The sequence below is a fragment of the Halalkalibaculum roseum genome, from assembly GCF_011059145.1.
GTDB classification, from domain to species: Bacteria; Bacteroidota; Rhodothermia; order Balneolales; family Balneolaceae; genus Halalkalibaculum; species Halalkalibaculum roseum.
Genome location: NZ_JAALLT010000001.1, coordinates 812,122 through 834,853, shown reverse-complemented (window position 1 = coordinate 834,853; position 22,732 = coordinate 812,122). Strand labels below are relative to the sequence as shown.

Genomic DNA, 22,732 nt, shown 5'->3' with positions numbered 1-22,732 from the left:
TATCAAAGCCTGGTATTTAATAACCGGGGATGCCGTTTCTATTTACTATTTATTCGGCATTTCGTTTGTAATCGATATTATGATCCATGCGATCCAGGGTTTTTTCCTGTAATTTCAGATCTCTCAATTCACTGACCCGGTCCGGTTTTTTCAGGGGCCCGAGTGATTCGAGATAGGGATGTTGGGCCCCGTTTTGGTATATCGTGAAATCCCCGATATGGTCACGAAAGCTTTTAAGCGGTTGCCCCAGTCGCAGCACTCCCAGTTCGCGGCTCCGTTTTACTTTTTCCATATTTAGCTCAAGCGGTATAAGTTCTTCTATCGTACCGGCCTGATAGATAACCCTTCCGTCAGGACCGCAAATAATGGAACGGCCGCTGCCCCCGGATTCCAAACCGTTAATATCTATAAAGTAGCACTGATTGGTTGCCGCTGATGCCCTAGCTATGGCAAGTTCAATATCCCGGTCGATGGTCCCTGTGAGGGTGGGATGCAAAATTACCTCTGCTCCCATAACCGCCAGTGTCCGCGTGGTTTCAGGGAACCACATGTCATAGCAGATGGAGACTCCGAACTTCCCAACTTCAGGTACATCAAATACACAAAACTCTTTTCCCGGACTAATCCCGACTTCATAAGGAAAGAAAGGAAACATCTTACTGTAGCGGGTTACAACTTCACCCTCAGGGTTGTACACTGTAGCGGTATTATAAATCTCGGCTCCTCTTTTTTCGAATATGGAACCCGGGAGCAACCAGATGCCATGTTTTTTGGCCATTTTTTGCATCTCCAAATCAAATGGTCCCGGTATTTCCTGCGCCGTGTGGGTCAGCGGACCAAAACCGCATAGCTCACTAAATACAACCATCTCTACCCAGGGATAAAGATTCATGAGAATATCAAGCTTCACCTTCATCATCTCCACGTTGGATTGGGTCGCAGAAACCTTCATCTGTACACCGGCTATAGCAAATGGCTTCATGATGCCACCCCACAAGCTTTGAGAACTTCTTCTTCTAAAATATCGAGTCCCTTATTTAACTGTTCATCGGGTATGACCAACGGCGACAAGACCCTGATAACATTTTTAAATGTACCGGCACTTAATAATATCAGCCCGCGTTCTGCACATCCTTTTACAATGCGGGAACAAAGCTCTCCGTCGGGCTGACGCGAGTCTCCGTTTTTCACAAATTCCAGGGCCATCATCGCCCCCATTCCCCGTACATCGCCTATCTGCGGGCACTGTGCCTGTATTTTTTCCAGGCGGCTCCGCGTAATATTGCCAACTTCCTCTCCCCGCTTGTTCAGGTCAATCTCTTTCATATATTCGATCGTCGCCAGGGCAGCCGCACAGCAAACCGGGTTGCCGATATAAGTGCCGCCGATGGTTCCGGGTGCTGCAGCGTCCATCACCTTCGTTTTGCCCAATACCGCCGCTATCGGCATGCCTGATCCCAGCGATTTGGCATAGGTCGAGATATCTGGCGTAACATCATAATGTTGCCAGCCGGCCCATTTACCCGTTCGTCCAAAGCCGCTTTGCACCTCGTCGAAAATGAGCATGATGCCGTTCTCATCGCAAAATTTTCGCAATCCTTTCACATATTTTTGGGGCGCTACATTGATTCCACCCTCTCCCTGAACAAGTTCCAGAATAACAGCCGCTACATTCTTTGGATCTACCACATTGCGAACGCTCTCATGCAGGCGTTTTAACTCCAGCCCCACAAATGCATCCATATCCTCACCGCTGTTGTATCGATAATAATTAGGAAATGGCAGGCGATACACTTCGGGTGCAAAAGGTCCGCAGTTTAATTTATAGTCAATTTTGCTGGTTAAGGTCATGGCCATCATCGTACGCCCGTGGAAGGCTCCCGTATAACACAAAACGGCCTGACGCTTGGTGGCCTGGCGAGCTATTTTGATGGCATTTTCAACAGCTTCCGCACCGGTGCTGACCAGCATGGCCTTGGTCGCAGATCCGTGTGGCAATATCTCAATGAGTTTTTCACACAGTTCCAAATAGGGCTCGTAGGTAACCACGTTAAAACTTGTGTGTATGTACTTTGCCGCCTGTTCCTGGATCGCTTTGACCACAGGTTCCGGGCAATGCCCCGCATTTACAACCCCGATCCCTCCTGCAAAATCGATCAGCTCTTTGCCGTCGGCATCAGTAATGGTCGCACCCTGTGCTGAAGTCACCGTAGCCGTATTAAAAATGCCGACCCCATTTGCTACGACCGATTTTCGGCGTTCAAGCAACTGTTCAGAGGCTGTTTTATTTAGCTTATCGGGACGTATTTTTTTAATGAAATCTTTGATCATAAATCAGTCTATGTTAAACGTTATTGCAAAATCGCCGGGCCTTCGTTGATACTATATCTGTACCAAACCTAGGTTTTCACGCGCAAAATTTATTCGGTTTGGTTTTTCTTTCCCTTTACGCTGTAAAACAATATGTAATAATGATATTCGCTTTGGCAGGTAGTGGAATAAGCGGTGTTGATGGCTTTACAGAACTGCTGACTTAGCCAATCACTGTGTAGTAGGTAACATTCGGATACGAACCTCTCAGATGCTCATTTTTTACAAGATACCACCATTATCAATCATATCCTTGCGCTAATTGAGAATGTGCCGGCCTCGGTATCAATTCGCCAGGTATTGTTTAACTCTTTCAAGCTCTAATAATACCCCAACAGTTACGTAATTTTTAAAGCCGCCTTAACCCATGCAAGCAGAGAGACACCGTGAAAGTCTATCCAGATACATTTAAAGCTACATTTATAGGTAAATTCTGCCAACACCATCGGGGAATAAACCGGCCCTTCCGGCAACTCGCCTATTCTGTATTTGATAAAGGGTTATTCCATAAGTGTGTAAAATGTGTAACATTTTCCAAAATTTATGTAAGACCCTATGACTAGAGTTTTGACATCTTTAATGCATAAGTTGCATTAAAGAGTTTAACAGTATGTCAGTCGAAAAAGTAACATTCAATAACAGTATCAGCAGGGAATTCAGTAAAACCGTAAAGGAGCGCGTAGACCACTACTTTAAAGAGCATGACCTATCCAGGCATGCCAACCTTCAGATGGTTATAAAAACCATAGTGCTGCTGACCCTCTATTTCGGCTCTTATGCTTTGATCATATCGGGACAGCTCCCCCTCTTGGCGATGTGGTTCCTCACATTTTTAATGGGCATCGGAATGGCCGGCGTCGGCTTTTCGGTATCGCACGATGCCCTGCACGGCGCCTACTCTTCCAACAAGTATATCAATAAGGCACTTGGATATACGTTCGACCTGATGGGAGCAAACGGTTACATCTGGAAGATCACTCACAACATCATCCATCATACCTATACCAATATTCACGAGCACGACGAAGACCTGGAAGTGGCCGGATTTATACGGCTTTCTCCTCACGCCGAATGGAAACCCATCCATCGCTTTCAACATGTCCTGGCATTCTTTGCCTATAGTCTGGCTACCATCTTCTGGGTATTTGTGAAGGATTACAAGCATTTCCTGAAAGACCATATCGGCCCATACAATAATAAAAGCCACCCTGTCAGCGAGTGGATCATCCTGTTTGTAACCAAGGCAATCTACTACACCTACATGCTGGTGCTACCGATGCTTTTACTTGATATTACCTGGGTTCATCTTTTGATCGGCTTTCTAACTCTTCATCTGACAGCCGGCCTGATACTGGGTATTATATTCCAGCTTGCCCACGTCGTGGAAGAAACCGATCACCCGATGCCTGACCAAGAGAATATGATTGATGAGCACTGGATGATTCACGAGATGGTTACTACCAATAATTTTGCGCGCGACAACAAGGCCTTATGCTGGTTTGTAGGAGGATTGAACTTCCAGATTGAGCATCACCTGTTCCCGAGAACCTGTAGTGTGCACTACCCAGACATAAGCCATATTGTGGAAAAGACAGCTAATGAGTTTGGCATTCCTTACAATCACCATGATACTTTCTTCGATGCGGTGGCCTCACATTATCGCACACTCAAAAAATTCGGTGACCCCGAGTTTAGCTATTCCGAGCCCAAGTATGAGTTTAAGTTAGGTTAACAAGTTTAGTGGTTGGATTTTATCTCTTGCCAGCTACAAACAAGTTCAATGTCATCCTCTTGAGATTTTAGAAACATGAATTCCACCAAAGATGTGTCTGTGGCTGGAATAATTGTTTTACTTGGAATCATAAGCTGACAGTATTCCCGGACGACTCCCATAATACCAAAGCGATTCTTCCGAAAAAATTTCTTTGGAACCACGGAGGAATAACTTGTTTGTAGTGTTAAGGTCTGTTTGATAAAGCTTGATACATTTCGACCTCAAAGCCGAGTGGGCAAAAAATATTCAAGACTCTATCAACCGTAAAATATCCCCCTCCGTGCTCCTCTGCGCAAACCTCCGTGCCCCTCCGCGGTTAAAAGATTGCATATCTATGTATTTATAACCCGCTTTAAACCGTCACGCAGATGTGCAACATTGAAGTTTAGCAGAAGTCCTAGTTTATAATTTCCAAGTTTTAGATAGGTCAATATTTGGGCCAAATGAACGTCATGTAAAATTTCGACAGATTTAATCTCAAGTATAATCTTATCTTCAATCAACAAATCGATACGATAGCCGCAATCCAGCTTCACCTCTTCATAAATTACAGGCATCGGTTTCTGTTTTTGAACATACAAGCCATTCTGTTCCAACTTGTAGAAAAGGCACTCCTGATAAGCTGATTCCAGCAATCCCGGCCCCAATGCGCTGTGAATCTCCATACATAAACCTATTACGTTATGAGTCAGCTCTTGATAAATCATACACGATTTAAAAATACATTTTTTCTATGTAAGACCGATAGAGGCAGGATTCCTTACATAGTTTTATAAACCGCGGAGGGGCACAGAGAATTTCAGGGAGTACCACGGAAGAGGCCCCCTTTGAGGTGTTAGTCTTTTTGTTGATAGAGCTTAAAGCGTTTTAATCTGAGGATGGGGAGCGTAAACCTCTTTAACAGTCCTCGATAAAATATTCTTCTCCGTGCACCCCTGCGTTACCCTCTGCATACCTCTGTGGTTAAGCTTTTCAAAGGGTTAAATTGAGTTTAGGTCAATTGTTCACAGCAGCATCAGTTTTTAACGGTGGCTCACAACCCCAACCTGAATGCGATTCTAATTTTCCACCTCTTCCAAAACGTGCCGGCTTATACCACGTCTTTACCCCTGCTCGATATTTTTCGGCATCGAAAAAAGTAAACTGTGCACAACCCACTTTGTTCTGAATGAGATGGGTCTGTGCCGATTGTTCTTGTGCTAAGGTAGCTGTGTGCAATTCGTTTATACCAGAATCTACCAGGCCAAGGTCATATAAAGCCAGCGTTATAGTAGTCTGAATAGTTGCTGCCAGTCGCCGGTAGGTTTGTTCGGCCATTGACCAAGCCAATTGTTCGGATGATGGCTGTGAATCCTCTTCCAGGATGGCCATTCTATCGGAATCAATATGGGACAAATGTAAGTTTTTTTTGGGGGGGGATGCCAACAGGTGATCAGTAAAAGTTATTAGATGGGATGCTATTTCAGGATTTCCGTTGTTACAGGTAGAAAGTATCACCAGATCAAATATCTGATCGTCTGTCAGAAGAACCCGCTGAATACCTTTTGCAAAAGAAGAGTTGTTCACCTTAATAACCGGCATGGTCCAATGGTAGTTATTGACCAATTCATGGCTTGAGCATCACTCCGTAGAAAATACAATCAGAATAATGGAGAATGAGAACTCATTTAAATTACATAACTGATCGGAGAATTAAATTGAGATAACAATCTCCCCCCACTACAGGGAGGAGATTATTATCTTATAACCGGAAGTACTTACTACAATAGCAAGAGTATGATTACAACTAAAAGGGCTACTGTCACTCCAATAGTGATCGTTTTGTCAGCCTGCTCCATTTGTTGTTGAGCATAATCAGAGAAGTTGTTGAGGTCTTTATCAAGTACTTTGTTAAAACCATCGGTTCCATTTAACTCACTCTTTTTTTCTTGTATTTCACTCTTATAAGCTGCAAGCTGGGCGATTTCCTCTTCAGAAAGATTCGCTTTTGCTTCAATACGCTCGATTGCCCGGGTCATTTTACTGAATGATTCGTTTAGCAGCGTTCTTTTTTCCGTTGCATCCTGGCTTTTATGAACTTCCTGAACTGTTTCGTTAAAATTCTTCTTAAATGTTTCTGTAAGATTAATCGACTGTGCAACAGCTGCAGACTGAATGGCAAATACCAGGAAAACGGAAACGGTAATTAGGTGAAGTGTTCTCATCATTAGATTTATTTAGTTATAAAATTATTGATCTTCTGATTGATGCTGTCATCATGAGATGGGGCTTTTCGAAAATATCCTCATCATTTGCTCTTCTTATTCTTATTGATTTTAAGCATCATCCAAAAAAAAGGTATGCATACTGTCGCCTGGATCCGTTACATGTTTAGTAATAAATGTTATATAACTTACAGTTAAGTAAAGGGTAACTATTACACAAAGTTACTCAGAGGCGGCATGGAGAACCGCAAAGAAATCCTCAGTGAAACTCTGCGGTTCTCTGAGATCTTCTTTGGTTTAGCCAAACAGACCTACGAAGCAGGCAGCCTTAGAAGCCAGGTGCTATCTGCAGATGCATGGATAATAGCATTTGAGTAATGATAGAATGCTTTGCCCCCCCCAACCCATAGCTCAAGGTTGTACTCCCTCTTAATGAGCAAATAACATCGGCGGTGCAGCCACCTCAGAGCGGAAGTATGGGTTTCGCAAAGCCATCTGATAAGCTTTGAAGAGGGGTTAAGACCTGACAAAGTCGGTTGAAAAATGACCGGTTTATAAATGCGTTTTTTTTTGTTAAGCACTTGCATTCCACTTTCCTACCTACACGTCATGAAATTTGAAATTCTGAGATTACTTATTCAGAAGCCGAAATATGAGAAATATGTAAAGCTCTTTAGGATTTGTGTAATAATACCTGTTAGGTAAATATTATATTTAAATAACATTTGTAAATCTGGATGAATAGCACAGGAAATGGATATGCATAATAAAGACCAACAGAAAAAATCTTCATCGCCAAAAAAGTCTGACTCCAGGTGGAGGAAAGCTACAGAGTCAAAAGAGGAAGAAAAGAAAGTTGAGAACAATAAGGATTAATGCTTAAAAGTGACTTCCATTCACCATAACCCCCCTTAGCAATTGTTTTAAATATGGATGAAGAGCTACAAATTCAAGACCCAGCTTCTCTTGCTGCCGAAGTAAATAGGCAATACCTGAACCTACAGCCATATATAGAGTTGGCTCAACACATCATGGATGCACCTGTTTGTGAAATTCACATTAGGGATGCTCATTATCAGGACGTGGTAGCACCCAATGTAGATGAAGCCGTTTATAAAGATCTTATCAGCTATAATGCCATCAGGAAGAACGGAAAAATATCTGAAATTGGGGATCTTACAAATAACAAGCTTTATAAAGATCACTCATATGTGAAGACCCCACCCGGTTTTCAATATTACTGCAGTGCAAAACTCACTACTATAAACGGCAGGGATATTGGGGTTATCTACGTGCTAGACACCAAAACAAAACATGTTTCAAACAAACAAAAGGAGCAGTTCCGATATCTTGCCCAATTAGTTATGAATGCCATTGAATATGAAAACAAATACAGAGGTTTGGCTTCAAATTTAGAGGCATTGAATGATTGCTTTCATAAACTTAATCACGATCTGCGCTCCCCGATAAGTGGTATTCTAGGGATTTCAGATCTTTTAACCGAGGAGAAGGATAACACTGAATTTCCTACTCAGGAACTCACGATGATAAAAGAATCTGCTGAAACAATCCTCGATATTATTGATGAGGTATTGGTAGATACAAAGACGGGAAGCAACGGGCATAAAAAGCAGGAAGAAAGTAGTGTAGAGGTAATCATTGAACAATTGAAGCACTTGTACCATCCCCCTGCAAAGGCAAAGGGACTTTCCCTGAAGTTTGTCAACCATATAGATGCCGACCTTAATGTGTCACATGCTTTTACTCTTGAGCTGTTGCAGATCATCGGTAATCTTCTTTCGAATGCCATTAAATTTACCCCGGAAAACGGTGCTATTGAAACTACAATAACCCGGGAAACGGATAAGAACAAAGACATCCTGGATATTACCGTTACGGATAATGGAAAGGGTATGTCTGCCGATCAGATTGCAGCTTTTAATAATGGTATTGAGGTTACCAGATCAGCCGGTACCAATGGTGAGCAGAGTTTTGGGAGAGGCCTCACAGATATCAATCAGATGGTCACCCGGACAGGAGGATCCATATCGGTAAAGGCTGGAAAAAATAACAACGGAACACAGTTTTCAATTTCATTGCCTCTGCCGGTTGATAACTTAGGAAAGTTGCTGTCATCTATATCTTTGAAGGAGAAAACAAATCCAATACGTAATGGAATAAAGTGATCCTATGAAAAGAGGCCTTTTAAAAATGAGGCAGTCATCCTGATCCGCCGGCGGAGAAGGAACTCCCTTCAACGGTTACTTAAGGAATTGGGAGATTTTTCAACAAGCTTAGAATGAAAAGATTGAAGTTTGCAAAGGTCTCTGTAAATAAGGAGGTTTAGCAATAGTATATAGTACGTTGTCAAGCAAGTTCAGTAGGCGTAACCAAATCAATCAGTTTAGCCATCCCGCTGTGAATATCGCCATTCAAGTCCACCCGAATGATTCTTCTGCTATGAACCTCCATGAGGGTAAAATCCCCATCAGCCTGTGCGCGTTTGAATGTGCCGAAGGAGTAGTTTTTCCCCGGGACCTCAATCGTAACCTGATCGTCCCCAATCAATTGTATATATAATCCGGTATTGGGTCCTCCCTTATGATACTGGCCGGTGGAATGTAAAAAACGAGGACCATAGGCAAGGGTTGTGGCCCTTTTTAGCCGTTGTTGAAGAACGTTCCTGAACTTCTGAAGCAGCAGATCGGTTTGCGGTTCCTCCGGGAGAAATGCCTGTATGGCAAGATAGTCGCCGACATGCTCCGCATTCATAAAGGTATCCAGCAACGCTACCGCATTATCAAATTTATTACGATAGGTAAAAAAGGTGAGCTTGCCCTCTGTTATCGCCGGATCCATAACGGGCAGGGCCCCTTCTTTCTCATATTTACCCAAAATCTGATTGGTTCGCTCTTTGCTTTCTTCCACATTGGGTTGATCAAAAACATTTACACCAATGATCGAACCGGCGACCGCGACGGCCATTTCCCAGCGATAAAATTCTCCGGCGATATCAGACATGCTTTCTACGGCGATGCTAACCAGTGGATGCCCGGCTTTCGTTAATTGCTGCAATTTACCGGTGATTTCAGGCTGATGTTCACCTTGAAGATGCAGGTATACAAATAGCCTGTCATCCCGGTACAGTGAGGGTTCCAACAGTTCGCCGGTTATCGGTAAAATGCCTTTTCCCTCTTTACCGGTACCTTCGGCTATCAACTGTTCCAGCCAAAGCCCGAGAGTCGATAACGAATCCGGGAGTACGATCGTCAGCTTATTGCGGTTCTGAATGGCCATTTCTCCCATTATGGCACCCAGTCTGATTGCCGGATTTTCGGAGGGGGTATTATGCGTTTGACAGATCTGCTGCATGCGTACTGCTCGTCCTAACAAATCTTCCACATCCAGACCCATTAAAGCAGCAGGCACCATCCCAAAATAAGAGAGTGCCGAGAAGTGACTTGCAATGCCTTCAAAATTCAAAAAGATTTGACGGTAGTGCAATCCCCGCGCTTTTTCAGCCAGCGGTGTGCCCCGATCGGTAATCGCCACAAAGTGATTTCCGGGATTAACTCCATTAATGGCCTTCAACTTATTATAAAAGTATTCTGCAAGGGCACTCGTTTCTGCCTCTACTCCCGATTTACTGGCAACGATAAACAGCGTTTCCCTGAGGGACGCTTTCTGTTCTATTCTTTGAATTTCGGCCGGATCAGTCGTGTCAATAATGGAAAGTTCCAGCCCGTTTTTACCGGTTCCAAATGTGCGGGCAAAAACAAGTGAAGCCAGGGTGTTGCCGCCCATGCCCAATACAATTACATGCGAATATCCGTCTGACCTAACTTTTCGAACAAGTTCTATTATTTCCGGCAATACCGGGGTCATCCGGGACGGGGTATCCATCCAGCCAAGAGACTCAGAAATCTTTTCGGCTGATTTCCTGTCATCTTTCCATAGTGTGGCATCTCTATTCCATAATCGCTCATTGATATATTCCCTTTCCAATGAAGAGAGACGATTTTTCACTGCTTCATCAAAAGAGAGCAGTTCATAGGTTATCTCATTTATTACTGATTCCATATGCCCGGATTTATTAGAATTGTAAAGGCAAGATGGGCACTTTCAACAGACCAAGCATTATATACTCTTTTTAAAGAGTTATATATATCACAGATCCTCAAGATTTTTATCCCGTTTCTCTTTCAGCTCCTTAAAATAGGTGGGCGTAAGGCCGGTAATCTTTTTAAACTGGTTCGACAGATGGGCAACGCTGCTGTAGTGTAGTTTATAGGCTATTTCGGTAAGGGTCAGCTCGTCATACAACAGCAGCTCCTTGGCACGCTCAATTTTGTGCATAATAATATACTGCTGAATGGTAATTCCTTTTACTTCCGAAAAGGTATTTGAGAGGTAGGTATAATCATAGCCCAGTTTTTCGCTGATATAATCGGAATCATTAACCCTGGGAACCTCATCCTCGTAGTGGATCATCTCCACAATCACGCTTTTTATTTTTTCGACCAGAATGTTCTTTTTATCATCGAGCAACTCCAGACCTGCTTTTTTTAGGTTATTCGAGAAAATTTCAAGCTGCTTATCGGTAACCTCACCCTGAATTTCTACAACACCGAGGTCGACCGAAACACAATTAATGTCCAGCTTTTTTAGCTCATCCTTAACGAACATCTTGCAGCGCAGGCTTACCATATATTTAATATATAGTTTCATAATGTCTTGTTTTTAACCCCTGAGCAAGAAAAAAATAGAAAGAGCACATCTATGTAGAATTACTCAAATTCATATTGTTCTGCATTATTTCTAATCCGGTATCCTTGCAAGCATTCCGTCGGATAGACTTGCTACTTAGAAGCAGCAATTAGAGTTTATATAAAGGTATAAACCTTCAGCTAGACCCCATGTAATAAATATTGCTATTTATTCGTAATAATTATTATTACAAAAAACTGATGGGCATAAGGTGTGATCAAATTTCCAGATTGACCGGAACACAGACAGACAAGATTATCCGGACACCTTTTTTAAAAAAATCAACCTGATGTGTTAGAGTGGGTTAACCGAAAGAGGACCAAATTAACGAATTGCTATTTAGGCCACTCTACTCGATTAAATTATTTTCAATGGCATACCTTGTCATTTCTACATTTGAACTCAAATTCATTTTCTCTTTGATACGGGAACGATAGGTATGGATCGTTTGGGGGCTCAACGCAAGATCCTTAGCGATAGCGGTCACTTTCATACCGCTGGCAATCATGCAAAGAACCTGAAATTCTCGATCAGATAGTTTTTTATGCAACGGGTTATCTTTATTGATACCAACTTGTGAGGCAAGCTGCTCGGCTACTGCCGAAGTAATGTATTTTCGATTTTCAACAGTAATTTTACGGATGGCTTTTATCAACTCTTCAGAAATGCTTGTTTTAGTTAAATAACCATACGCTCCAGCTTTTAAAGCACGTATGGCAAACCGTTCTTCCGAATGTATACTTAAAATTAGTACCGGTATTTCAGGATATAATTTGGTGATACGCTTAAGCAGTTCGAGTCCGCTCTGACCGGGCATCGTAATATCTAATACCAAAATATTAGGCTTCTTACTTTCAAGGATATCCAATAATTCATTCCCATTTTCGGCCTCACCGACTACTTCCAAATCAGTCTTTCCGTTGACAATTTTTTTTATTCCCTCTCGGATAAAGGGGTGGTCATCAGCGATTACTACTTTAATCATTTATCATATTCTTAAATATCTTATTACTGAGTGTGTGCAATTTAAAATTATAAAACAACACTTCTTAAACTCTACAATTATATTGATATTAACAGATAAGAATAAAAAAAGAAATGAAGTTTGGGATACCAATATTATAAGGTCTAATCTCAAAATATTATATCCTTTCTCTTTTAAAAATAAAGGCTTGCTCAATGGCAGTGCATGAAGAAGATTCACATAATGATGAGAACAGGGATCTTCTGGTAGTTGGACTGGGTGCTTCTGCCGGCGGACTGGAGGCTTTGGAAGCATTTTTTGATGCCATGCCCGATTCAACGGGAATGGCTTTTGTAGTTATTATTCACCTCTCACCTGACCATGAAAGCAGCATGGCCCCCCTGTTACAGGAACATACTTCCCTGCAGGTATCACAAATCACCAAAAAGACAAAGATAAAGCCTAATCACGTTTATATTATCCCCCCGGGCAAACTTTTATCTATAGAGAATCAGCACCTGGTGTTAACAGCCGTCAATACGAGTAATAAAAAGCTTACAACGATTGATCTGTTTTTTCGTTCGCTCGGCGAAGCTAAGGGTACATACTCTGCCTGTGTAATTTTATCGGGAACCGGCAGCGACGGAGCTGTTGGGCTTAAAACCATAAAGGAAAACGGTGGTATTGTTATCGCACAAGCCATTGAAGAGGCTGGCTATAATGCCATGCCATATAATGCCGTGCAAACGGGTATGGTGGATGTGACATTGCCTGTTAAAGAAATTCCCGCGAAGCTTAAGGAATACCAGGAAAGTCTTAGAAGGGTTAAAATTTCTGATTCCGGAGAACTTCCTGAACGTGAAACAAAGGTTCTTGGTAAAATCTTTGAGAAAGTAAATATGAAAATGGGTCATGATTTTACCCAATACAAACGATCGTCTATACTTCGCAGAATTGAACGCCGTATGCGGGTAAACCGTATAAATTCCCTTCCTGATTATTTAGAGTATGTCACCGAACATCCGCCTGAAGTTAAAGAGTTATTCAAGGATTTACTTATCAGCGTTACTAATTTTTTTCGTGATCCCGATGCTTTTAGTTCACTAAAGGAAACAATTATTCCCAAACTTTTTGAAGACAAGGACTCAAAAGATAGCGTACGCGTCTGGGTGCCCGGCTGTGCCACAGGGGAAGAAGCTTACTCTCTCGCCATGTTACTTCATGAACATGCTCAAACTCTCAGTAACCCGCCACAAATTCAGATCTTTGCAACCGATATTGATGAAAAAGCGTTGGTTATTGCACGAAAAGGGTGCTACAACGAATCTATTGTAGCTGATATTTCAATTGATCGTTTGCATCAATATTTCAAAAAAGAAGGACCGCAGTATTGTGTAAACCAAAATATAAGCAACATGATACTGTTTGCCGCTCACAACCTGCTTAAGGACCCTCCCTTTTCTAAACTTGACCTTATCAGCTGCCGGAACCTCTTGATTTATCTGAATCGCGATTTGCAATCGGAGGTATTCAACCTGTTTCATTATGCCTTGAAACCTGGGAAATGGCTATTTCTGGGTATGTCTGATTCTATACTGGAAGCTACAGACCTGTTCAATTCAATTGACAAAAAAAACCAGATTTATCAACAGAGTACGGTTTCAAAATCTCATGTCCGGCTGCCTCGTTACCCCTTATCAAAGCAATCTGATGTCCCTACTTCTCACCGCCAGTCAGAAATAAATAATAAGAAACAAAGTAATATTGAGGATCTCCACCAACGACTTTTATTTAAACAGTTTGAACCGGCAAGCGTCATTATCAATAAGAATTATGAGGTTCTTCATTCTACCTCTGATATTGAACGATTCCTGAAATATTCGGGCGGTGAACCCAGCCAAAAGATCCTGAATATGGTCATCCCTGATCTGCGAAAAGTTCTGAGTCGCCTATTGTTCCAGGTGAAACAAGATGCTACTACACCAGCCTCCAAAAAAGTCAGGCTCAATATCGAGGGCAGCTACCATTATTACAACATTATAGTACGAAGGATATCCGAACCGAATTTCTCTGAAGGATTGCTGCATGTCGTCTTTATGGAAGAACCTGATGAGACTAACAGTCATCCACAAAAGGTTGAACATGTAGATTCGGAGGCAGCGGAGGAGTCAGACATTATTGCGGCTTTGGAAAATGAGCTGGAGCATACCAAAGAACAACTTCATGTTACTATCGAAGAATATGAAACCTCGAATGAAGAACTTCAGGCTTCCAACGAGGAACTGCAGTCGATGAATGAAGAGCTGCGATCAACAACAGAACAGCTTGAAACCAGCAAAGAAGAACTGCAATCGGTTAATGAAGAACTCAAGAGCGTAAATACTGAACTAGAACACAAAATTGAAAAACTCAACGAGGCCAATAGCAATCTCAAGAACCTGATGGAATCCACCGATATTGCTACGCTCTTTATTGATAGCAATAATCGTTTGCAATTTTATACGTCTTCGGCTACCGATCTTTTTAATCTGATTGCCTCCGATACGGGACGGCCTTTTAGTCATGTCACCCATCAACTCAACTATGATTCAATACAGGCCGATATCGACCGGGTAACCGAAAGCCTGCAACCAATCAAAAAGATTGTACAGGATGAAAAAGGGAATCAATATATCATGCGCCTACGTCCATACCGCTCGGTAAATGACATCATCGATGGGGTAGTACTTACACTCGTGGACGTCACGCAGCTTAAAGAAGCAGAAGAAAAGCTTAAGCAACGGGCAGAGCGGCAAGAAATAATCTCAGAGTTGGGCATATTTACGCTGCAGGAAGATGAGCTGAATAGCATAATTGGAAAAGCAATAGAAAACATTCGTCATATTACCGGATTCGATTACTGTTTCGTCTTCTCAATTGATAATCAAAAAGATTACTTGACGTTGATCAGCAGTAATTTAGAAGATGGTACACCAGACAAAACAACCATCGAATTGGATACCGATTGGGACGTCGGTTATGCCTTAACACTATCAGAGCCATTGATTACTGAAGACTATCATAACGAACAGCGGTATAACAAAATACCCCTGCTTGATAAGTATGAGGTTACTTCCGGCTTACAAATTAACATTGGGGGTAGAGAAAAAAACCTTGGGGTATTATCCCTCTATGCCAAAGAACCCAAAGATTTTTCAAAGTTCGATATAAATTTTATCAAAATTATTACAAACATTATTGGATCGGCTATTGAACGTAAGCAAGCTGATCAAAAACTTTTAAAAATCAATAAGCAGCTTAAAAAAGAAGTGGAAAGAAGTACCGATTTGCAGAAACAGATCTTAAGCAACAGCATGTCACAGCGCTGGGAACTTGGTGGATACCTCCATGACACACTTGCTCAGAATCTTGCCTATATCAAAATGATTTTAAGTGATCTTAATGATGAACTCTCAGTCACGAATCAGACTAATGCATCTGATATGCTTGATAAAATTAAATCTCTGGTAGATCTTGAAATTGATAACATACGGGAGCTAAGTCATGATATTATTCCTATTGATGTTGAGGAGGAAGGGATATCGCATGCCTTTACCCTTCTCATGAGACGGTCACAGAGAATACATAATATAAAATGCACCCTGAAAGCTAATAAAATTTTGGATAAAATTAATAATAGAGAGCTTTCCTCCAGCTTATATAATATTACCCGGGAAGCAATTAAAAATGCTGCTACCCATGGAAAAGCAAAACGAATATTGGTGGTCACAAAGCAACAAAAAGACCAATTTAAATTGGAAATCAAAGATGATGGCAAAGGATTTTCACCCGAGGAAACAAACAGTAAGGGGATGGGATTGCGAATTATCGGCCACCGGGTGGAATTGCTCGGAGGAACTTTTGCCATTGACAGGCTACCCGACTCCGAGGATTTTACAATTTGTGTGAGGTGTACATTTCCGCTAGAATCTATAAGATGAATATATCTGTGCAGTTGGACGTTGCTCGTAAGTTCTGTACATGGTGACCAAAACATTATTCCTTTCTTCCTTTCCGGAAATCAGCGATATATGTAACCTTTTTTTGGATTCGTATAAAGCTTATCAGGCTTAAAATAGCGACCTTTTGTTAACTGTAATTAATACCCATAAAAGGGAGCATACCATGACTCCGACCAGGCAAATATATCATTTTGTTTTGTCCGTACTTATCTCCGGCCTAATAATGACCGCCGGTTGCCAGTCAACGGGTATGGAGCGCTCCAATGAGACCCGGGTCTCGCTGCAAACCATGGACGATGATATAACATCGGCGATCCTGCAGCTGGAAGCCACCAATGCCGCGCTGGGTGATCTTATCAGGCCCGGTCAACCCGACCTGAAGAAGGCTCTGGAAATCTTTTCAAATAACGTAGCCCAAATAGTTGATACCGAGACCAAGTTTACCCGTCATGCCGACGAACTCACCGCCAGAGGCACCGATTATTTTGAGGAATGGCAAAAAGAAGGAAACGAATATAATAATCCGCAAATACAGCAACTGAGCAACCAGCGCCGATCAATACTGGGTGATGTTTACAGCCAAATTTCTGTTAAGAGTAACAGTATTAAAGACAACTTTAAAGCGTACGTTCTGGATGTCACAGAGATTCAGAGGTTTCTTTCCAATGATCTTTCGACAAAAGGGGTGACCGCTATTGCGCCGATTTCACGCCGGGTTATAAGCGAAGGTGACAGCCTGCAACATGCTATGCACAATGTTCAAAGCATTATTCAAAGTGCACGCAATGAAATGGCCCAAAGCGGAAGCGGTATGTGACTACGTTCGTAAGACTGTCTATTAGCAAACCTGCTGCATTTTGGCTAATGATTATTTCCCAAGACCTGCAGATTAATGTTGCAAACAATAGATAAAAAATGTGAGCAGCAAAGTAGATTTTGGCAGTTGTGAATGAAGAGTAACTTCTTTCACAATAATCTTGGTCGGTAGTCTGAAGAGCTTAACTTTTATTTGAAATAATAAATAATCAAATAAAAAAACATGGATATACTAAAAATTATTTTTGCTGTTATTCTTCCTCCTCTCGGAGTTTTTTTAGAAGTTGGATTAACCGGTGCTTTTTGGCTAAATGTTATACTGACCATACTTGGCTACATTCCCGGAATAATTCATGCTGTATGGATTATTGCCAAACATTAAACCGCTGTAAAGGGTTTGCTACATATTAATTTTCTTATAGTTGAAGAACCTGAATATCGTGTTTTTACGATTTGTTGAGTAGGAGTTGCCTACCCCGAACCCACGGTAGATGAGATATGTATCCTACATTAAATCTTTCGGCCATGTTTAATTAGTGCTGCGTCACATTTATAAGTATTGGTCTGTATACGCTATAGAGATTCGAAAGGAATATAGGTAAGAGGGGTATAAGGGAAAAAGGGAGACCGGAGGAAAGGCCCCGCCTGCGCTAAAGCTTAGGTGGGTGAAAGACGCTGAACGGTAATAGATATAGAAAGATTTTCAAAGACTCATAGCCTCATAACCCAGTCACCAAATCACTTAATAACCTAATTATCTTAAGTATTGACCTAAAAGTTGATCAATGACGTAAGACTAGCCTTGTTTAACACAGGCCATAATCAATCGCAAAAACCTGCCCGTTACACTGAAAAAATAGTTCTGAAATGTGAGGAAAAGTCAGCCCGTACCGACTTATCCAAAGTGCAAGTATAAAATGGACATGGTAGGGATTATTTTGAAAAGGCAGAAATATCAACGCCTCTCTCAATGAGATTAGCATGACTTTTAAAGAGCTCAATATTATCCACTCTTTATTACCCACAAGTGGACTTGGAGTTCAAAATAGTAATATTCCTGGGAGCATTTTTTAAAAGATCTTTTTTCCTTGAATCACCTGTAATAAAATTGCTATAACGGCAATGACAAGTAATACGTGAATCAGTCCACCTGCACTGTATCCAATAAATCCAACCAGCCAGCCGATTATTAAAATTACGGCAATAATATAAAGTAGATTTCCCATAATAGCTTTTTTTAGATTGCAATCCGGCTTACCGGATTATGTTATCCATCTCTTTTTAAAATCAATAACCGGGCAAAGAGAACTGACAAAGGAGAAGTATTTCTTCATTTAGAAAGGTATTATTATTTCACCGGATCAATATTACATGATCCAGAAAATAAGTTGTAAATATCACAGATCTCCCGGGCTTTTACTCCTTTCTATACAGTTCTACCCGGTGTTTTGAAAAGCCATGGGAAGCCGGTGCAATCCCTAAATTTCCGGATAAGAACCAAACAACGGATTTGCCGGTCTCCGCTAATAGTTACCCAAAACTGTAATATATGTAAACATTTTACCTCAGCTTATAACGTTTATGGGGCATAAAGAGGGGATATTATAGATGTGTACAAGTTTGAGAAAATGGAGTGAAATCCACTCTATTTGACAGTCTCTATTTTGATTATTGAGCCATTTATATCCCGGCTGCTATAGTGGAGAGATTTATACATGTTCTGCCGGTATTAGCTGTTATTACCGCCTGCAAAAACTGAAATAAGATAACTCATTACACATTATGGACTCAAAAAAAGCATTATTTGCTCTATTTGATAGTGGGGCACAGACCATACTAAACGAAACTTTATTAGCTCACAATAGACACACTTCCGGCCGAAATAACAACGCAGAAGAAACAGTTGACGGTACCGAGCCTAAAGAAGAAACAGCAAAAGAATCAATTGCGAATGTAAAAAGTCCGTTGCAAAAAATGGGTGAAGCCGTTGACCGGATGGTTAATGAGGGAGGAAGCACAGAATACAATTTAGACGAGAAATGAAACATACTGTTGCCATAGTGATGTTTATCGCCGGAATGATGATTGCAGAAACAGCCCGGGCACAAGATCAGATACCACTTACTCTGCAGTACCGGCTCGTTGAAGGTATAGTGCAAATATCCAAGCCTGGCGATGAGTCGCTATTGATTAATCTCTGGGGCGATGTAAACGCACCCGGTCGATTCATGGTACCAACGGGCACTACCCTTATCGAACTTATCTCTTTTGCACGCGGCCCGGCCAGTTTCCGTACGGGCGAAACCACACTTGACTGGTCTAAATTACGTGTTGAGGTCAATGTATCTAGACGAAACCAGGAACTGAACATTAATGAGGTGGTCAATTTCAGGTTTCAGTATACGCAGCAGTTGCCGCCCGGAATACTCGACTTCACGTTGCAAGAAAATGATTTCATTACTCTTGAAGTAAAAAGGCGGCCGGCTTTTGTCGATTACATGCGGATCATTGGCCCCATCGCCACTGTCGCGGCCACCATGATACTGTTTATAGACAAGCTTTAGAATTGGATCGCCTCCGCTTGCCTCTTGCACGATCTCATTTAATAGTGCCTGCCTATTCCTCCGGCATGTGATATATATAAATCTACCTCGGTGAACTGTAACGCTTTACGAAACCGGAATGCTCATATTCCATTAGTGATAATAATTCACACCTGTCCCGCCAGTTGCGGGCAATTAATAGAGATTAAAATGAAATTACTAAACCATACATATACTTGGAGCTCTGTTTTACTGATCATAGCTGCATTTGGTATTACCAGTTGTGCTACCACAGGCATGCAGCGTTCAGAAGATACAAGAACAACCATGGAGACCATGGAAAATGATATTCAAAAAGTATCCCGACAGCTAGATACTACCGGAACCTCCCTGGAAGCACTCATGAGGCCCGGCCAAACGGATGTAAAACAAGCGTTTGACGCCTACAGTAATAATGTGGTAGAAATGTTGGCCATGGAGAAAAAGTTTGCAAAACATGCCGAAGAGATGAGAAAGCGTGGTATAGATTATTTTGAGGAATGGAAAAAAGAGGGCACAGAATACGATAACCCGGAAATCCAGAAACTAAGCAATGAACGGCGAGCGGCACTTGGAGATATCTATGACAAAATAGCTGAAAACAGCATTGGCGTTAACGAAGCGTTCAAAGCTTATGTCTCTGACTTAAAGGAAATACAGACCTTCCTATCGAATGATCTGACTACCAAAGGAATCGCGGCCATCGGTCCGACCTCCAAAAAAGTCGTAACCAAAGGGAATAATCTGCATTATGCCATCCAGAATGTGCAAACAGCTATTCAGAATGCACGAGCGGAAATGTCACAAAGCGGAACCAACTAATCATAACCTTAAATGACCCGAAAAAAATCTGAAAACATCTTACTCATTTTCTTACAGTATCCCTTAGTACCCGAGTAAACATTCATCAGAGAGTAAGATCATAAAAGGACAGAGTTAAAACCTCTGTCCTTTTTTATTGGTAATACTTTTGCCATAGTTTTTCACTCATGTTCTCAGATTGAGATCCGTTATCAGCTGTGAAGTTTTGCGGACTTCGCTATGTGGTGGTTGTACCACCTACGTGCTATATCCATAAAAGGAGATACACCAAAGGCTCCAGGGGGTAGAGTGCTTATGGTACAGCTCCCTTTGAGCAATAGGTTGGTGGTTTTACCCTTTGTAAACCTTCGATACAAAGCTCTCTGGAAAACAACACCTGTTGCCAAGCTTACTGCCTTGGGAGTTTTAACCAGGTGCCGGTTATGATCTGTTCATCGAGTCCCACTTGGTTCATTATCGCAAGGTCCTCCGGTGATACAGTGATTGATAAGCTTTCAAAATTAGTCGGTAGAAAAGACTTGAAGGTGCCTGCACGACTGGCTTTTACCGTTTGCAGAAGAACCGGTTGAATATTCAATATACCTGAATCGGTTAGCTTCTTAAACCCGCCGGTTATCTCATTAAAACGTGAAGCATAGGTTCCATACTTTTCAGCTGTTGTATAGTTTAAAAAGCGATAGATGGAGCCGCCATACTCTATGGCATAGACATAGAATGTGAGCTTGGGGCCGTCCTCAGCTTGTCCGGTGGCTTCTGCCCGAAACGCTGCAAGTCCGTTGCTTTCTGCGTTAGATTTTCCCAGTGTTGTGATGCCTTCCTGGTTTAAAAACTCGTTAACTGAAGCCTCTGCGCCCGCCGATTTGCCATCCAGCGTCATAATCGAAACGGCATCCTGATCCCTGTTGACAACTGCAACCAGCGACCGCTGGTTTATCACCTGCCAGCCGTCCGGGTAAGGAAATTGAAATCTCATTTCCGGGTGGTAAAAGAAGCCGTTCCGGGTAAATCCCTCCCGCGGATTTTCACCATAGATCATATTATTTAGCTTACCCATATACTGATCGGTATTGTCAATGGTCTGCTCATACCCTTTCGCCCTCCACTGCTCGGCAAGCTCAGGAATGCTCTTAGCCCTTTCTGCCGGGTCGGGATGGGTTGATTGCCAGTCGGGAATGCTTTGGCCGGATTGTTTGGACATCCGCTCCAGGGATACAAAAAACTGTGCCCCTTCGGCTGCCTTATAATGCTGCATGGAGGAGTATTCCACTCCCAATCGATCGGATTCCCGCTCATCTTCCCGGCTGTAGCTTAAAAACAGCATTTGAGCCGCCTGACTGCCAATTCCTAGGATATCTCCACCGGGAAGACCCAGTAGTTCCCCGCCAATGGCACCTCCGATCAGGGCAAGCTGCCCCATCTGTTGTTCGAAGGCCCTTTGGGAGGCATGGCGAGCAATCACGTGCCCGATTTCATGACCCAGCACCACAGAGAGTTGGGCTTCATTATCTAGATGTGATAGCAGCCCCCGGGTTACATAGATGTACCCGCCAGGCAGGGCAAAGGCATTAACCACCGGGCTGTCTAAAACACGAAAGTAAAAGTCCGTTCCTTCATACTCGGCAGGTGTATCGGGCCTGTTCATATGGCTGACAGCCAGCATCTCCTGTCCAATCTTATCAACATACGCTTGAAGCTCATCACTATCATATAAGCCGAATTGTTGTTGAATCTGCTGGTCGGCATCTTTACCGATCTTCTTTTCCTGATCCCAGCTGTAGCCGTATGCACGCCGTTCACCGCTAATTGCACTTTCTTGAATACTGCAGGCAGAAACCAAAAGCCCCAGAATAAATAACAGACAACAATGTGAAATAATGGATCTCATAATCAGCCTCTCCTAATTAATTTTTTTATTGTATAGAAACTTCCGGTACATCATTCTGTGAATGCCTGATTCTAACGATTGGATTCGCCATGTTCCAAAGGGTTAGGATTGTTTCAAATAACAGGCCATCCCTCCCCATCAGGGTATAACGCAGGTTGACCGGATGGACAATGGAAGGGTTATCTCATGTAATGAATACATCCGTACAAGCACCCTTGGACTACTTAGATTTATAAATGACTACCCCAACAATGAGGACGATTAGTGATACAAGAATCGGAACCCAATCACCGGTGCTCACTGCTATATCTGCCCCCAGTAATTCAAATGATTCAGAATCGTCCAAGTATTGAATTCCAAAAAATATGACACCAATCAATCCGCCTATACTCAGTATCCCGCCTAATGTTTGTTTCATAATGTACTTTTCTTAACTAATGTTATTTACGATTTATAGAACACGCTTAGATGCTCTTTATAGTAAAATGTGAGCACATTCATGCAGATATGCGTTATACATTCTTTTCAAAGTGTTGCATATATAACA

20 protein-coding genes are annotated in these 22,732 nt (G+C 42.1%); 9 read left to right on the top strand and 11 right to left on the bottom strand.

Translation table 11 applies throughout. The annotated features are described in order from the left end of the window. Nucleotides 1-49: 49 nt before the first annotated feature. A complete protein-coding gene (locus G3570_RS03425; protein ID WP_249066623.1) occupies nt 50-982 on the bottom strand; it encodes a carbon-nitrogen hydrolase family protein in 933 nt (310 codons plus the stop codon). Beyond that, the gene (locus G3570_RS03420) at nt 979-2,331 is read right to left on the bottom strand and encodes an aspartate aminotransferase family protein (protein ID WP_165139174.1); all 1,353 of its coding nucleotides are present in this window, start codon (nt 2,329-2,331) and stop codon (nt 979-981) included. Before G3570_RS03420 ends, G3570_RS03425 begins: the two co-directional genes overlap by 4 nt. Before the next feature lie 649 nt (nt 2,332-2,980). Here G3570_RS03420 and G3570_RS03415 point away from each other — a divergent pair. Continuing rightward, complete coding sequence (locus tag G3570_RS03415; protein WP_165139172.1) at nt 2,981-4,102, top strand: fatty acid desaturase family protein; 1,122 nt, start codon at nt 2,981-2,983, stop codon at nt 4,100-4,102. A 374-nt stretch (nt 4,103-4,476) separates the two neighbouring features. Here G3570_RS03415 and G3570_RS03410 read toward each other — a convergent pair whose 3' ends face one another. The 3 genes from G3570_RS03410 to G3570_RS03400 all read right to left on the bottom strand — a co-directional run bounded on the left by G3570_RS03410 (nt 4,477) and on the right by G3570_RS03400 (nt 6,351). Further along, complete coding sequence (locus G3570_RS03410) at nt 4,477-4,851, bottom strand: GxxExxY protein (protein ID WP_165139170.1); 375 nt, start codon at nt 4,849-4,851, stop codon at nt 4,477-4,479. 289 nt (nt 4,852-5,140) lie between these two features. Further along, nucleotides 5,141-5,725, bottom strand: a complete 585-nt coding sequence (locus G3570_RS03405) for a hypothetical protein (RefSeq protein WP_165139168.1) — start codon at nt 5,723-5,725, stop codon at nt 5,141-5,143. A gap of 179 nt (nt 5,726-5,904) precedes the next feature. Next, nucleotides 5,905-6,351: a hypothetical protein gene (locus G3570_RS03400; RefSeq protein ID WP_165139166.1), complete on the bottom strand. Its 447-nt coding sequence runs from the start codon at nt 6,349-6,351 to the stop codon at nt 5,905-5,907. A 234-nt stretch (nt 6,352-6,585) separates the two neighbouring features. Here G3570_RS03400 and G3570_RS03395 point away from each other — a divergent pair, with 234 nt between their 5' ends. Beyond that, on the top strand, nt 6,586-6,726 hold the full coding sequence (locus G3570_RS03395; RefSeq protein ID WP_165139164.1) for a hypothetical protein: 141 nt from the start codon (nt 6,586-6,588) through the stop codon (nt 6,724-6,726). Nucleotides 6,727-7,277: 551 nt separating this feature from the next. Beyond that, nucleotides 7,278-8,534, top strand: coding sequence for a GAF domain-containing sensor histidine kinase (locus G3570_RS03390; RefSeq protein ID WP_165139162.1), 1,257 nt, complete (start codon nt 7,278-7,280; stop codon nt 8,532-8,534). A 181-nt stretch (nt 8,535-8,715) separates the two neighbouring features. Here G3570_RS03390 and G3570_RS03385 read toward each other — a convergent pair whose 3' ends face one another. The 3 genes from G3570_RS03385 to G3570_RS03375 form a co-directional block, all read right to left on the bottom strand. Beyond that, nucleotides 8,716-10,428 carry a hypothetical protein gene (locus G3570_RS03385; RefSeq protein ID WP_165139160.1) on the bottom strand — a complete coding sequence of 571 codons (1,713 nt, stop codon included), beginning with the start codon at nt 10,426-10,428 and terminating at the stop codon, nt 8,716-8,718. An 87-nt stretch (nt 10,429-10,515) separates the two neighbouring features. Continuing rightward, the gene (locus G3570_RS03380; RefSeq protein WP_165139158.1) at nt 10,516-11,076 is read right to left on the bottom strand and encodes a helix-turn-helix domain-containing protein; all 561 of its coding nucleotides are present in this window, start codon (nt 11,074-11,076) and stop codon (nt 10,516-10,518) included. A 388-nt stretch (nt 11,077-11,464) separates the two neighbouring features. Beyond that, complete coding sequence (locus G3570_RS03375) at nt 11,465-12,100, bottom strand: response regulator (protein ID WP_165139156.1); 636 nt, start codon at nt 12,098-12,100, stop codon at nt 11,465-11,467. Between the two features lie 194 nt (nt 12,101-12,294). On the opposite strand from G3570_RS03375, the gene G3570_RS03370 reads away from it, so the two are divergent. The 3 genes from G3570_RS03370 (at nt 12,295) to G3570_RS03360 (ending at nt 17,278) form a co-directional block, all read left to right on the top strand. Continuing rightward, entirely contained in the window at nt 12,295-16,059 is a 3,765-nt protein-coding gene (locus tag G3570_RS03370; protein WP_165139154.1) for a CheR family methyltransferase, read from the top strand. Nucleotides 16,060-16,243: 184 nt separating this feature from the next. Then, the gene (locus G3570_RS03365) at nt 16,244-16,897 is read left to right on the top strand and encodes a hypothetical protein (RefSeq protein WP_249066618.1); all 654 of its coding nucleotides are present in this window, start codon (nt 16,244-16,246) and stop codon (nt 16,895-16,897) included. A gap of 222 nt (nt 16,898-17,119) precedes the next feature. Then, nucleotides 17,120-17,278, top strand: coding sequence for a YqaE/Pmp3 family membrane protein (locus G3570_RS03360; protein WP_165139150.1), 159 nt, complete (start codon nt 17,120-17,122; stop codon nt 17,276-17,278). Between the two features lie 688 nt (nt 17,279-17,966). Here G3570_RS03360 and G3570_RS03355 read toward each other — a convergent pair. Then, nucleotides 17,967-18,122, bottom strand: a complete 156-nt coding sequence (locus G3570_RS03355) for a lmo0937 family membrane protein (RefSeq protein WP_165139148.1) — start codon at nt 18,120-18,122, stop codon at nt 17,967-17,969. 556 nt (nt 18,123-18,678) lie between these two features. Between G3570_RS03355 and G3570_RS03350 the strand changes: the two genes are divergently transcribed. The 3 genes from G3570_RS03350 to G3570_RS03340 all read left to right on the top strand — a co-directional run bounded on the left by G3570_RS03350 (nt 18,679) and on the right by G3570_RS03340 (nt 20,300). Continuing rightward, the gene (locus G3570_RS03350; RefSeq protein WP_165139146.1) at nt 18,679-18,939 is read left to right on the top strand and encodes a hypothetical protein; all 261 of its coding nucleotides are present in this window, start codon (nt 18,679-18,681) and stop codon (nt 18,937-18,939) included. After that, nucleotides 18,936-19,460, top strand: a complete 525-nt coding sequence (locus G3570_RS03345; protein ID WP_165139144.1) for a hypothetical protein — start codon at nt 18,936-18,938, stop codon at nt 19,458-19,460. The genes G3570_RS03350 and G3570_RS03345 overlap by 4 nt, the downstream gene beginning before the upstream one ends. A 189-nt stretch (nt 19,461-19,649) precedes the next feature. Further along, complete coding sequence (locus G3570_RS03340; RefSeq protein WP_165139142.1) at nt 19,650-20,300, top strand: DUF2959 family protein; 651 nt, start codon at nt 19,650-19,652, stop codon at nt 20,298-20,300. 388 nt (nt 20,301-20,688) lie between these two features. Here the strand turns inward: G3570_RS03340 and G3570_RS03335 are convergent, their stop codons facing one another. Both G3570_RS03335 and G3570_RS03330 read right to left on the bottom strand, forming a co-directional pair. Beyond that, the gene (locus G3570_RS03335) at nt 20,689-22,185 is read right to left on the bottom strand and encodes a M48 family metalloprotease (protein ID WP_165139140.1); all 1,497 of its coding nucleotides are present in this window, start codon (nt 22,183-22,185) and stop codon (nt 20,689-20,691) included. 220 nt (nt 22,186-22,405) lie between these two features. After that, nucleotides 22,406-22,603, bottom strand: coding sequence for a hypothetical protein (locus tag G3570_RS03330; RefSeq protein WP_165139138.1), 198 nt, complete (start codon nt 22,601-22,603; stop codon nt 22,406-22,408). Nucleotides 22,604-22,732: the final 129 nt, after the last annotated feature.